Here is a 13069-nt window from a genome sequence, read left to right as displayed (position 1 = left end):
CGTCCTTTTCCAGATGCACTTCCAGAGCCGGCCTACGACAGCAGCGAAACCATCCGATGCGTCAGCTCAACAAAGGGCTATGTCAGTTTCAAGGGCAAAGCCTGGCGGGTGCCGAACGCCTTCCGGAACGAACGTCTCGCCATACGATCCCTCAACCAGACCGGCCTCTATGGCGTCTTCTTCGGCGCAACTCAGGTCGCAGAAATAAACCTCGAAAACCCATGAAAACTGTCAGGGATGTCTCCGAACATCTGTCAGGGACGTCTCCGGTCTTTACAACAAGCCCGAGGATGACGTCGAGAGTGGGTGACTGTCGGCCGTGATCTGGTTGCAGTAGCGATCCGGCCAATATTGTCTCCCCCTCAAGCGGCGCGCCCATATTCCGCCTGCCGCCGGGTGGCCGTGGCGAGCTGGAACTGCGCGAGCAGCTCGTTGAGCGCCGCCGCTTCCGAGGCGAGCCCGTGGCTTGCGGCCGTCTGCTCCTCGACCATGGCGGCATTCTGCTGCGTGCCCTGATCGATGGTGTTGATGGCGGTGTTGATTTCCTGAAGTCCGGTCGACTGTTCGCGCGACGACGTCACGATGGCGTCGATGTGGCGATTGATCTCCTGCACTTCGCGAACGATGGTTTCCAGCGCCTTGCCGGCATTGCCGACGAGATCGACGCCGGACTGCACCTGCGACGTTGAGGCGTTGATCAGCGTCTTGATCTCCTTCGCCGCATTGGCGGAGCGCTGGGCAAGCTCGCGCACTTCCTGGGCGACGACGGCAAAACCCTTGCCGGCCTCACCGGCGCGGGCGGCTTCAACGCCGGCATTCAGCGCCAGAAGGTTGGTCTGGAAGGCGATTTCGTCGATCACGCCGATGATGTTGCTGATCTCGGACGACGATTTTTCGATGCCCTCCATTGCGCGCACCGCATCTTCGACGATGACGCCGGACTGTTCGGCATTGTTGCGGGCGCGGTCGACCAGACGACCCACTTCTTCCGCACGGCGGGCGGAGTCCTTGACCGTGGTGGTGATTTCCTCAAGCGCCGCCGCGGTCTCTTCCACTGAAGCGGCCTGCTGCTCGGTGCGTCGCGCTAGATCGTCGGCGGACTGGCGGATTTCGCCGGCCCCGGCGTCGATGGCGCGGGCGTTCTGGCCGACGGTGCTGAGCGCTGCGTTCAGCTTGGCGACGGAATTGTTGAAATCGTCGCGCAGGCGGTCGATACGGGTCACGAAAGGTGTGTCGATGCGGTAGTTGAGGTCGCCATCGGAAAGATGCGCCAGTCCCCGGGCAAGCGAATCAACCGCGAACTGGATGTCGGCGGCGTCCTTTGCCGCCAGTCTTTCGCGCTCGCTGCGCTCCCGTTCGGAAAGCGTGCGGTTTTCTTCGGCATCGCCCTCGAGGCGCAGGCGTTCCATGGCGTTCGACCGGAACACGGCGACGGCTGCGGCCATGGAGCCGATCTGGTCGGTGCGCTCCTGACCCGGAATCGCGACCTCGAGATTGCCGGATGCGAGGCCTTCCATGGCTGACGTCATCTGCGTCACCGGGCGAACGATGAAGCGGGACAGCACGGTGGCCAAAAGACCGATCATGATCGCGGCGGCGAGAATTGTGGCGATGGTCGCCGCCAGGCGGAACTGGCCAATGGCGCCATAGGCAACATCGGAATCAACGACAAAGCCGAGATACCAGTCGACCGAGGGCAGGCCGGCAACCGGAATGAAGCTGGCGATCTTGCCCTTGCCGTCGATTTCCGTCTGCGAAATGGCGGAGGAAATGGCCGGCGCATTGACCTTGAAGAGATCGGTCAGCGGCTTGTCGACGAATTTCGGATCGGGGTGAATAAGGATCTTGCCGTCCTTGCTGACGAGGAACGCATATCCGTCCGTGCCGGCATCCACCGACTTGATCATGTTGACCAGCGAATTGAGCGAGAAGTCGCTGCCCGTCACGCCGGCCAGCTTGCCGTCGATGGAGACGGGAATGGCGGCGGTGATGATGAGCCCGCCGGTTGAGGCGTCGTTATAGGGTTCGGTCAGAACCGTCTTGCCGGCCTTGACCGCATCCAGATACCACGGACGCTTGCGCGGGTCATATCCTTCCGGCAGCGGCGTTTTGGGGAAGGTGGTGAAGCTTCCCGTTTCGGCATTGCCGAAATAGGTCGACATGAACTGCGCGGTCAGAACGTCGTTTTCCAGAAACCGCAGCTTCGCCTCTTCCTCGGGAAGCTTGGCAAGCGTCTTTGCCACTGTTTCCGTCAGCATGATGCGGCCATTCAGCCAGTTGGCGATGCTTTGCGCGGCCTGCTTGCCGGAAGAATCGATATTTTCCGCCACCGCTTCCGTCGTGACGCGGTGCTGAAGGCTGTCGATGTAGAAGGAAAATCCCGCAAAGGCGGCGACGACAAGCGAAGACGCCGCAAAGAGGATGCGTGTCATGAGGTTGGTTTTTTTGGGCAAGCTACACGTCCTTGGAACAGGATGTACCGTTCGGCTCATCTTGTGAAATGGTGGGAAAGACATGCCAGAAAGGCGGGAATATTCTGCATCATGCAGCTTGTGATTTAAAAGAACTACGCGATGTTCTAATGAATAAAGCGGAATGGTAAAATTCAGCTAAATTTATCTTATGTCATGTCGTTTACGCCAAGGCCGGCGCGGGGCCATTCCTTTGCGTAAATTTTGATCACTCATCCGCAAAGGTTGCGTGCAGGAAGGGAATATTTTATTCATCACCATGCTGCCGTTGCGCAATTCGCGGGCAACGGCCAAAGTTCAGGTGAATTACAATGTCTTCGTCGGTTGTTGCAGAAACCGTTCCGTCCGGATCGGGGTCGTGGTTTTCGCATTTTCAGGCTACGCTTGCGCTGGGAATTCCGCTCATCGGTGCGCAGCTCGCACAGCTTGGCATCCATACAACGGATATGGTCATCGTCGGACAGCTTGGCGCTGAAAAGCTGGCGGCCATGGTGCTGGCCGGGCAGTTCTTCTTCGTCGTCTTCATTTTCGGCTCCGGCTTTTCCGTGGCCGTGGTGCCAATGGTAGCGCAGGCCTACGGGCAGGGAGACGCGACGGCGGCCCGTCGCTCGCTGCGCATGGGCATGTGGGTGGCAATCGCCTATTGGGTGCTCGCCCTGCCGATCTTCTTCAATGCCGAGCGCATTCTCATTTCTCTTGGGCAGAACCCCAATGTGGCGGCGCTGACCGGTCATTATCTCGCCATCGCCAAGTTCGGCCTTTTGCCGGCGCTGCTGTTTTATGTCCTGCGCGGGCTCGTCAGCGCCATCGGGCGCGCCGGCATCATTCTTTATGTCACCATCATCATGCTGGTGATGAACGGCGTGCTCGCCTATGCGCTGGTGTTCGGCCATTTCGGATTGCCGGCCATGGGCATGAACGGTGCTGCCGTCGTTGCCGTCATCGTCAATGCCTTCAGCTTCATCTTCATCGTCGCCTATGTGCAGACGCGGGAGGAAACCAGGAAATACGAGCTGTTCGTGCGTTTCTGGCGGCCGGACTGGCATGCGCTCTTCGAAGTGCTGCGCCTCGGTCTGCCGATCAGCATCACCATCCTTGCCGAAGTGACGCTGTTTGCCGCCGCTTCGATCCTGATGGGGCAGATCGGCACCGTGCAGCTTGCGGCGCACGGCATCGCCCTGCAGCTCGCCTCCATCGCCTTCATGATTCCGCTCGGCCTCTCGCAAGCGGCGACCGTGCGGGTGGGCATCGCCCGCGGTCAGGGGGACTTCAAGAACCTCATCCGCGCCTCCATCATGGTCTATGCGATTGCCTGCGGCATTGCCATTTGCGGCGGCATTCTGTTTGCGGCCGTGCCGGAATTTCTGGCGAAATGGTTCCTGGATGCGAAATTGCCAGAGGCGGCGGAAGTGCTTGCCTACGCCAGCAGCCTGGTGGTGATTGCCGGCATCTTCCAGCTTGTCGACGGCATTCAGGCCGTCACGGCGGGCCTGCTGCGCGGATTGAAGGATGCGCGCATTCCGGCGATGCTGGCGCTGATTTCCTATTGGCCGATCGGGCTGGCGCTTGCCTGGACCATGGCCTTTCCGCTTGGCTTTGGCGGGCGCGGCGTCTGGTTCGGCTTCGTGATCGGCCTTTCGACGGCTGCCGTTCTGCTCACCATCCGCTTCGTCATTCTGGTGAAGCGTGAAATGCAAACGGCCCGCTGAAAAGCGGGCCGCATAATCTTTCCTGATTTTACGAGGTATCAGCGCTCGGCGAGCGCTGCCTCGCCTTGTCTCTCGCGCAGCAGGTTGACGAAGCGGCGGAAGAGATAGTGGCTGTCCTGCGGGCCGGGCGATGCTTCCGGGTGGTGCTGGACGGAGAAGACCGGCTTGCCGACGATGCGCAGGCCGCAATTGGTGCCATCGAACAGCGAGATATGGGTCTCTTCGACGCCTTCGGGCAGCGACTTGGTGTCGACCGCAAAGCCATGGTTCATGGAGACGATTTCAACCTTGCCGGTGGTGAAGTCCTTGACCGGGTGGTTGGCGCCGTGGTGGCCCTGGTGCATCTTCTCGGTCTTTGCGCCGACGGCGAGACCGAGCATCTGGTGGCCGAGGCAGATGCCGAAGATCGGCAGCTCGCTCTTGATGAGGTTCTGGATGACCGGCACGGCATATTCGCCCGTCGCGGCCGGGTCTCCCGGGCCGTTGGACAGGAACACGCCATCCGGCTTCAGCGCCAGAATGTCTTCGGCCGACGTCTGGGCCGGAACGACCGTGACCTTGCAATCCAGACCGGCAAAGAGGCGCAGGATGTTGCGCTTGACGCCGAAATCCACGCAGACGACGTGGTACTTGGCATCGGCTTCGCCGAGCGTGCCGTAACCCTTGTTCCAGACCCACGGCGTTTCCGTCCAGGTGGAGGACTGGCCGGAGGTCGCTTCGATGGCGAGATCGAGACCGACGAGGCCGCTCCAGGCCTTGGCTTCTGCCTTCAGCGCTTCGATGTCGAAGACGCCGTTCGGGTCATGGGCGATGACCGCGTTCGGCGCGCCGTTTTCGCGGATCCATGCGGTGAGCGCGCGGGTGTCGATGCCGCAAAGGCCGATGACGCCGCGGGCCTTCAGCCAGGCATCGAGATGCTTGGCGGCGCGGAAGTTCGACGGATCGGTGATATCGGCCTTGAAGATGACGCCGACGGCGCCGCGACGGGCGGCGGGCGTCAGGTCTTCGATGTCTTCCTCATTGGTGCCGACATTGCCGATATGCGGGAAGGTGAAGGTAACGATCTGGCCGAGATAGGAAGGGTCCGTCAGGATTTCCTCGTAACCGGTCAGCGCCGTGTTGAAGCAGACTTCGGCCTGAACCTTGCCGGTTGCGCCGATGCCCGTTCCTTCAATCACCGTGCCATCGGCAAGAACAAGCATTGCGGTCGGTTTGCGGGTAGTCCAGGGCGCTGTCTCGGTCATCTCGTTCCGTTTCTGCCGCTTCGCACCCCGCCTCTTGAAAGGCAGGGGGTAAGGGGCCATTTTTGTCGCAGGCTTCGTGACATAAAGGGGCGCGCGATAAAGCTCGCGTTCCGACCCTTCGTTAAAATCTCGTGCAGGTGCCGGAAAATAACGAAAGCAGCCCAAGCGGTCAACCGCAGGGCCAAGATTTACGTGGAATTAAACCACCGTATTTTCAAGGCCTTATGCATTTGATTTGCTTGAGCGTGTCTGCTCGTTTATGTCGTTTCGCAAAATGAGGTGGAAAGTTTCCGTATCGAGAAGCTGCGGAAAGCGCTTTCCCAAGGAGAAGAAAAATGATGCGCGACACGTTCGCAAACGCTTTGAAGGACGCATTGAAGGCTCGTGATGCACGCCGCACCTCGACCGTGCGCCTCATCCAGACCGCCATCAAGGATCGCGATATCGCCAATCGCGGCGTGGGCAAGGACCCCGTCAGCGATGAGGATATCATGCAGATCCTGACGAAGATGGTGAAGCAGCGGGAAGAATCCGCCACCATCTATGAAGGCGCCGGCCGCCCCGAGCTTGCCGCTCAGGAGCGCGAGGAAATCGTCATCATCAAGGAATTCATGCCGGAAGAAATCCCGGCCGAGAAGGTGCGCGAACTCTGCCAGGCCGTCATCACCGAGACCGGCGCCTCGGGCCTGCGCGACATGGGCAAGTGCATGAATGCGCTGAAGGAGCGTTATCCCGGTCAGATCGACTTCGCCAAGGCTTCCGGCGTCGTCAAGGATTTGCTGAAGTAAGTTCGGGCATCCTTAAAAAGTAAAGGCAGGGCAGATGTGGGCTGCCCTGCCTTTTTTCTGTCGACGAAAACGCATTCCGGCGGATCAAAATGCGATCCTTCACAGGCTTTTTTCGGGGGACGTGCCTGCGGGCGTCGGCAGATTATACGGAGGTCAATTGCTGCCTTCGCTGATGTTTTTACATCGCCGCTTCGGCTTGCTCAAATTACAAAAACATAATTTTTGGTGATGCTGCGGTGCCATAAATTTGCCCGAAGCAGGCGCAATGGCGATTTGCTGTCTTCAACCCTGCCGCTTTTTCTGTTCATGCACATAATGGCGCAGAACGGCGTTCATACGTGTCTGATATCCTTTGCCGGTGGACTTGAAAAAGTCCACGACGTCCTGATCGACACGGATGGAAATGGATTGTTTGGCTGTGGGGAAAACCACCTCAGCCTTTGACCAGTCGATATCCTCAAAGCCCGCCCAGTCCGGGTCGTCACGTGTGGCGCGTTCGATGTCCTCGTCGGTCATGGCGTCGACGCGCGCCCAGTCGGTTCCATCTTCGCCCTTGGCGATCTTTTTGCGGATTTCATCCGGAGAATATCTGACGATACGTTCTTCGCTCATTTTTCCTCGTCGCCCTTGCTGATATGATCCGGCAAACCTCGCCCCGCATCGTATAAATGATGGCGATGAGATCGTCTGTATCCGGGCATATCGCCAGAATACGACTTTCCCCGTTTTGATCGGAGCGACTTTCCAGATGGGGTTGCGAAAGCGCCCGCGCCGCCCGTGGAAAGTCGATGCCGTGCTTCTGAATATTAATCTGCCGCTTGTTTTCATCCCATTCAAAGGAAATGAAATCTTTCGTCACAATGTCCATGAGCAGCCTGAAACGGGTTCCACTTCAAAGGCCCTCATGCGCCACTTTTGTATGTTCATCTGTATATACATCAATGTCAACACCGCCTGTGAATAGTGGGTATTATTTACCTGCCCGTTTTGTATTGCGGCTTTTCTGCGCTTATATGAAAGACTGGCCTCGAATAGGTAACCCATGCGCTTTTCCAATTCTTTCCTCGATGAGATACGCGACCGCGTGAACATCTCCGATGTGATCGGCCGACGTGTGTCCTGGGACAAGAAGAAGACCAACACGTCGCGCGGGGATTATTGGGCCTGCTGCCCTTTCCATGGCGAGAAAAGCCCGAGCTTTCACTGCGAGGACCGCAAGGGGCGCTATCATTGCTTCGGTTGCGGCGTTTCCGGCGATCACTTTCGCTTTCTGACCGAGCTTGAGGGCCTGAGTTTTCCGGAGGCCGTGCAGCAGATTGCCGATATGGCCGGCATTTCCATGCCGCAGCCCGATCCGCAGGCGGAAAGGCGCGAGCGTGAGCGCACCTCGCTTCAGGACGTCATGGAAATGGCGACGCTGTTCTTTCAGGACCAGTTACAGACCGCGCTCGGTGCGCGGGCGCGGGCTTATCTGCGCGATCGCGGGTTGACCGGGCGCACCATCGAGACTTTCCGACTGGGTTATGCGCCCGATAGCCGCAATGCGCTGAAAGAGCATCTGGCGAGCAAGGGCGTGACGAAGGAACAGATGGAGGCCTGCGGGCTGGTGGTGCATGAGAATGTGCCGGTCTCCTACGACCGCTTCCGCGACCGCATCATGTTCCCGATCCTGTCGTCGCGGGAAAAGGTGATCGCTTTCGGCGGCCGTGCGATGGCCGCGGATGCGGTGGCGAAATATCTGAACTCCAACGAAACGGAGCTCTTTCACAAGGGCAATGTTCTCTACAATTTCGCCCGCGCCCGGCGCGCCTCGCAGGCGGCCGGCGGTTCGGTCATCGCCGTCGAAGGTTATATGGATGTCATCGCGCTCTATCAGGCGGGTGTGGAAAATGCCGTCGCGCCGCTCGGCACGGCGCTGACGGAAAGCCAGCTCGACCTTCTCTGGAAAATGTCGCCGCAGCCGGTTCTCTGCTTCGATGGCGATGGCGCCGGCATTCGCGCCGCCAACCGTGCGGCCGATCTTGCCCTGCCGCATATCAAGCCGGATCGTTCTGTCAGCTTCGCGCTTCTGCCTGACGGAAAGGACCCGGACGATCTCGTGCGGTTGGAGGGACGTGCACCTTTCGACCGGGTGCTGTCTGAAGCCAAGCCGCTGGCCGCGATGATCTGGAGCCGCGAGACCTCCGGCGTCACTTTCGATACGCCGGAAAAACGCGCGCAGCTTGAAAGCCGGTTGCGGCAGATCGTGGCCGTGATCGGCGACGAGACGGTGCGCCGTTTTTACCAGCAGGATATGCGCGACAGGCTGAACGGCTTTTTCCAGCCGCGTTTTCAGCAAAGCGGGGCTCAGAACGGCAATTTCCGCCGCAACGGCGCGCAGCCGGCGGGACGCGGCTTCCAGCGCAATGTGCCGGGACGGGGCGGGGCGATGGCCGCGCCGGCCAGCAGCATTTCAGACCGGCTGGTGCAGTCTGGCCTTGTCAGGGGCTATCAGACAAAGCCTTCTCTCCGGGAAAGCGTTCTTGCCATCACTATCGTCAACCATCCCGAATTGCTGCTCGAGGAATATGACGAGATTGCCGCCATCGACTACGAGAACCGCGATCTGCAGCGCCTGTGGTCGACGGTGCTGACCTATGCGGCGGAAAGTGCGGCGGAGATTTCGCGGGCAGGGCTGATCGAGCGCCTGTCGCAGCAGGGTTTCGAGGTGCTTTTGAAGGCCATGGATCAGCAGGTTCGCAATGCCCGCCTGTGGACGGCGACGGAGCAGGCGGCGATGGAGGATGCGCGCGAGGGTTACGTGCAGGCGCTTTCCCTGCATAAGAGGACGAAATCCCTGCTCTGGCAGAAAAAGGAACTCGAGCGGGAAATCGCCGAGGCGACGGATGACGAACGCGGTACATTGCTGGTGCGGGCGCTGGCCGAAGTGCAGCTGGAAATCGGCCGTATGGAAAATCAGGAGGCGATAATCGATGGTTTCGGGGTCATGTCCGGCCGGGTGAAGGGGCCGGCCGTCGGCCATGGCTGAGGGCGGTCGGCAGAATTGAAAGGTGTTTGGGGTTGCCTTTTGCGGCAGGCGTCCTAAATAGGGGATAGTCTGGTGATAACCCGCAAAATGCGGCTCTTTTTAAGAATTTCCTTGGCTGTCTCGCCCTCAAAGGCTTGACGGGGCGGGAAATAGCGGGAATCACCATTTCAGGAAAAGTAAGGTGGAATGAGCCTTGGCGGATAGAAATTGCATGAGCAAGCATTTCCGGGTGCACTGTCTTTGCATTCTGCCTGAGGCTGCCGTGGTTAATCGGCAATTAAAGATCACTCCGTTAGGTGTCTGACAGTGATTCGCGGCAATGCGCCGGATGCTCAAGGGGCGGACGGCGATGCTGCGGAACAGGTGTTAGCGTCAGGGAAAGCGACGAGATAGATGGCAACCAAAGTCAAAGAAAACGAAGAAGCAGAAAACGAACGCGACGGTGCGACGGACGGCCCGCTTCTCGACCTTTCGGATGACGCGGTCAAGAAAATGATCAAGGCCGCCAAGAAGCGCGGCTATGTGACGATGGACGAGCTGAATTCCGTCCTGCCGTCCGAAGAGGTGACCTCCGAGCAGATCGAAGACACGATGGCGATGCTGTCCGACATGGGCATCAACGTCATCGAGGACGAAGACGCCGAGGAAGCGACCGCGAGCGACGACGACAGCGATTCCGACGGCGAAGAGTCCGAAGGCGGCGAACTTGCGCCTTCCGGCGGAACTGCGCTTGCAACCGCCAAGAAGAAAGAACCGACCGACCGTACCGACGACCCGGTGCGCATGTATCTGCGCGAAATGGGTTCCGTGGAGCTTCTGTCGCGCGAAGGCGAAATCGCCATCGCCAAGCGCATCGAGGCCGGCCGCGAAACGATGATTTCCGGCCTGTGCGAAAGCCCGCTGACGTTCCAGGCGCTGATCATCTGGCGCGACGAACTGAACGAAGGCACGACGCTGCTGCGCGAGATCATCGATCTCGAAACCACCTATTCCGGTCCTGAAGCCAAGGCGGCTCCCCAGTTCCAGAGCCCGGAAAAGATCGAGGCGGACCGCAAGGCCGCCGAAGAGAAGGAAAAGACCCGCAAGCTGCGCGCGCCGACCGGCGATGAGGATGTGACGGACGTCGGCGGCGATGGCCTTCCCCCGGAAGAGGAAGAAGAGGACGACGACGAGTCCAATCTTTCGCTTGCCGCGATGGAAGCCGAACTGCGCCCGCAGGTCATGGAAACGCTCGACACCATTGCCGACACCTACAAGAAGCTGCGCAAGCTTCAGGATCAGCAGGTTGAGGCGCGCCTTGCCTGCACCGGCACCCTGTCTTCCGGTCAGGAACGCCGTTACAAGGAATTGAAGGATCAGCTGATCACGGCCGTCAAGTCGCTGTCGCTGAACCAGAACCGTATCGACAGCCTCGTCGAGCAGCTCTACGACATTTCCAAGCGCCTGATGCAGAATGAAGGCCGCCTGCTGCGCCTTGCCGAATCCTATGGCGTCAAGCGCGACAGCTTCCTTGAGCAGTATCACGGTGCGGAACTCGATCCGAACTGGATGAAGTCGATTGCCAATCTGGCCGCCCGCGGCTGGAAGGAATTCGCTCGCGAGGAAAGCAACACGATCCGGGAAATCCGTCAGGAAATCCAGAACCTCTCCACGGAAACCGGCATTTCCATCGCCGAATTCCGCCGCATCGTTTCGATGGTGCAGAAGGGCGAGCGCGAAGCGCGCATCGCCAAGAAGGAGATGGTCGAGGCCAACCTGCGTCTGGTGATCTCGATTGCGAAGAAATACACCAACCGTGGCCTGCAGTTCCTCGATCTCATTCAGGAAGGCAATATCGGCCTGATGAAGGCGGTCGACAAGTTCGAGTACCGTCGCGGTTACAAGTTCTCGACCTATGCGACCTGGTGGATCAGGCAGGCAATCACCCGTTCGATTGCCGACCAGGCCCGCACGATCCGTATTCCGGTGCATATGATCGAAACGATCAACAAGATCGTTCGCACCTCGCGCCAGATGCTGCACGAGATCGGCCGCGAGCCGACCCCGGAAGAGCTGGCCGAGAAGCTGGCCATGCCGCTGGAAAAGGTGCGCAAGGTTCTGAAGATCGCCAAGGAGCCGATTTCGCTCGAAACCCCCGTGGGCGACGAAGAGGATTCGCATCTCGGCGACTTCATCGAGGACAAGAATGCGCTGCTGCCGATCGACGCCGCCATTCAGGCGAACCTGCGCGAGACGACAACCCGCGTTCTGGCTTCGCTGACGCCGCGTGAAGAGCGCGTTCTGCGCATGCGCTTCGGCATCGGCATGAACACGGACCATACGCTGGAAGAAGTCGGCCAGCAGTTCTCGGTCACGCGCGAACGTATTCGTCAGATCGAAGCGAAGGCGCTGCGCAAGCTGAAGCATCCGAGCCGGTCGCGAAAGCTCCGCAGCTTCCTCGACAGCTAAGCGTTCCGCTTCCTTTAAAATTGAACCCGGTCAGTCAGCGCTGGCCGGGTTTTTTGTTTCCCGCACTGGCGAACTCTGCGACAAGCCTTATGTGTGAAAACGGGCGTTCCGCTTTTGCTGGATAAGCCCGGGTTCGATTTGGTTCGATGAGATGCAACAGATTTCGGCAGGCAAATGGCGGAGGGGAGGATGGGCTGTGCCCGTCTCCGTGCTGCTGCATCTTGCCGTCGTCGCGCTTTTCTTTTTCGAGCTGCCGGAGCGGATAGCCGAGCCGCAGGAGCCGGAAAGCATCAGCGTCGATCTCGTGTCGCCACCCGAGGAGAAAAAGGCGGAGGAGGCCCCGCCGCCGGGTGAAGAGAAGGCGAAAGAGGAAAAGCCGCAACCCCCACCGCCGCCGCCCGCTCCTCCGGCGGAAGAGGCAAAACCTTTGCCGCAGCCGCAGGCGACGTTGCCTGCCATCGCCATGAGGCCGGAGGAAACGCAGGCGGACCCCGAGGACAAGCCGGGCAAGACGGAGGAAGCGGAAAAGACCGAGCCTTCCGAGGAGCCTGCAAGCCAGCCTGAAAAAACGGCTGAGGAAAAGCCCGCAGCTCCTGCCGCCAACAGCGATCTTCAGGCTTCCGCCGCACAGGGGGAGATCGCGGTTTCACCCGTGAAGGAAGAAGCGCAACCGGATCAGCCGCCCGTGCCGCAGGCAAAACCGGCTGAGGAAAAACCCGCGGACGTAGCTGAAGAGAAGCCCGCGAAACTTCCGGCGGCCAAAAGCTTATTGTCGTCCGCTGTGTTAACGCCAGCTCAGCGACGCCAGATTTTTGGCGATCTACCGCCCCGTCGTCGTATTGTGCAGCTTTGCCAGGCGGAAGCATTGGCCCAAATAAGGGAAGTTTATACGGCCACCCGAGGCATGTACGGCTTTTCCGACACCGGTGGACGCATATCCGGCAATGTACTTGACGCTACCGGCGGTGCATTCAACGTCGGCGACGTCTGGCGCGATGTCACGTTTCAATGTGAGGTGGATGTCGAGAATTATGCGGTGACGGCCTTCAGATTTAAAATAGGTGATGTCATCACGGCGGCTGAAGCAAAGAAACGAGGTTTTACGGGGCGGTAGCAGACCATGGTCCCTCGCGGGGCAAGTGAAACAACGGTTCCTTTCGTCGATTCCATCCCTTCTCCCTCATTCCTGTGCTTGTCACAGGAATCCAGCCGGCGCGCGTCCGCGCGGCGAAGAGAGTCCTTTCAGCCCAAGGACTTGGGCTGGCTGGATCTCTGTGACAAGCACAGAGATGAGGGAAGGGAAGCGCGCTGGAAACCCATACACCAGCCGGGAAGCATCGTGTCGCACTCCATGTGGCTGCAAGGGGCTTCATGCTTAGAG

Annotated in this window: 9 protein-coding genes and 1 pseudogene; 6 read left to right on the top strand and 4 right to left on the bottom strand. The window is 59.5% G+C overall.

The genetic code is table 11. The features are described 5' to 3' along the window. Nucleotides 1-323 (top strand): annotated as a pseudogene (locus tag EM858_RS16720) (hypothetical protein); the annotation flags it as partial. 39 nt (nucleotides 324-362) lie between these two features. On the opposite strand, the gene EM858_RS16715 reads toward EM858_RS16720, so the two are convergent. Continuing rightward, nucleotides 363-2453, bottom strand: a complete 2091-nt coding sequence (locus EM858_RS16715; RefSeq protein ID WP_127757305.1) for a methyl-accepting chemotaxis protein — start codon at nucleotides 2451-2453, stop codon at nucleotides 363-365. 329 nt (nucleotides 2454-2782) lie between these two features. Here EM858_RS16715 and EM858_RS16710 point away from each other — a divergent pair, with 329 nt between their 5' ends. Continuing rightward, on the top strand, nucleotides 2783-4180 hold the full coding sequence (locus EM858_RS16710; protein WP_127757304.1) for an MATE family efflux transporter: 1398 nt from the start codon (nucleotides 2783-2785) through the stop codon (nucleotides 4178-4180). A 38-nt stretch (nucleotides 4181-4218) separates the two neighbouring features. On the opposite strand, the gene carA is transcribed toward EM858_RS16710, so the two are convergent. Beyond that, nucleotides 4219-5424 (bottom strand): glutamine-hydrolyzing carbamoyl-phosphate synthase small subunit, encoded by a 1206-nt coding sequence (gene carA / locus EM858_RS16705; protein WP_003522834.1) that lies wholly within the window; start codon nucleotides 5422-5424, stop codon nucleotides 4219-4221. A gap of 338 nt (nucleotides 5425-5762) precedes the next feature. Between carA and EM858_RS16700 the strand changes: the two genes are divergently transcribed. Beyond that, a complete protein-coding gene (locus tag EM858_RS16700) occupies nucleotides 5763-6212 on the top strand; it encodes a GatB/YqeY domain-containing protein (protein ID WP_174025440.1) in 450 nt (149 codons plus the stop codon). Nucleotides 6213-6494: 282 nt separating this feature from the next. On the opposite strand, the gene EM858_RS16695 is transcribed toward EM858_RS16700, so the two are convergent. Then, the gene (locus EM858_RS16695) at nucleotides 6495-6824 is read right to left on the bottom strand and encodes a BrnA antitoxin family protein (protein ID WP_127757302.1); all 330 of its coding nucleotides are present in this window, start codon (nucleotides 6822-6824) and stop codon (nucleotides 6495-6497) included. Continuing rightward, nucleotides 6787-7080: a BrnT family toxin gene (locus EM858_RS16690; protein ID WP_127757301.1), complete on the bottom strand. Its 294-nt coding sequence runs from the start codon at nucleotides 7078-7080 to the stop codon at nucleotides 6787-6789. Before EM858_RS16690 ends, EM858_RS16695 begins: the two co-directional genes overlap by 38 nt. 174 nt (nucleotides 7081-7254) lie before the next feature. Between EM858_RS16690 and dnaG the strand changes: the two genes are divergently transcribed. The 3 genes from dnaG to EM858_RS16675 all read left to right on the top strand — a co-directional run bounded on the left by dnaG (nucleotide 7255) and on the right by EM858_RS16675 (nucleotide 12802). Continuing rightward, the gene (gene dnaG / locus EM858_RS16685) at nucleotides 7255-9240 is read left to right on the top strand and encodes a DNA primase (RefSeq protein WP_127757300.1); all 1986 of its coding nucleotides are present in this window, start codon (nucleotides 7255-7257) and stop codon (nucleotides 9238-9240) included. A gap of 393 nt (nucleotides 9241-9633) precedes the next feature. Then, complete coding sequence (gene rpoD / locus EM858_RS16680; protein WP_003494761.1) at nucleotides 9634-11688, top strand: RNA polymerase sigma factor RpoD; 2055 nt, start codon at nucleotides 9634-9636, stop codon at nucleotides 11686-11688. A gap of 196 nt (nucleotides 11689-11884) precedes the next feature. Further along, nucleotides 11885-12802, top strand: a complete 918-nt coding sequence (locus tag EM858_RS16675; protein WP_164865456.1) for a DUF930 domain-containing protein — start codon at nucleotides 11885-11887, stop codon at nucleotides 12800-12802. Nucleotides 12803-13069 lie beyond the last annotated feature (267 nt).

The sequence above is a fragment of the Agrobacterium sp. CNPSo 2736 genome (assembly GCF_004005385.1).
GTDB lineage: Bacteria > Pseudomonadota > Alphaproteobacteria > Rhizobiales > Rhizobiaceae > Agrobacterium > Agrobacterium leguminum.
Note: the sequence above shows the minus strand (reverse complement) of the source record. Positions and strands in the feature narration are given on the sequence as shown.

Excerpts from the sequence above, each read along its gene's own strand:
- EM858_RS16700 (WP_174025440.1), top strand. The coding sequence starts at position 5,763 with ATGCGCGACACGTTCGCAAACGCTTTGAAGGACGCATTGAAGGCTCGT.
- rpoD (WP_003494761.1), top strand. The coding sequence starts at position 9,634 with ATGGCAACCAAAGTCAAAGAAAACGAAGAAGCAGAAAACGAACGCGAC.
- carA (WP_003522834.1), bottom strand. The coding sequence starts at position 5,424 with ATGACCGAGACAGCGCCCTGGACTACCCGCAAACCGACCGCAATGCTT.
- EM858_RS16695 (WP_127757302.1), bottom strand. The coding sequence starts at position 6,824 with ATGAGCGAAGAACGTATCGTCAGATATTCTCCGGATGAAATCCGCAAA.
- dnaG (WP_127757300.1), top strand. The coding sequence starts at position 7,255 with ATGCGCTTTTCCAATTCTTTCCTCGATGAGATACGCGACCGCGTGAAC.
- EM858_RS16710 (WP_127757304.1), top strand. The coding sequence starts at position 2,783 with ATGTCTTCGTCGGTTGTTGCAGAAACCGTTCCGTCCGGATCGGGGTCG.
- EM858_RS16690 (WP_127757301.1), bottom strand. The coding sequence starts at position 7,080 with ATGGACATTGTGACGAAAGATTTCATTTCCTTTGAATGGGATGAAAAC.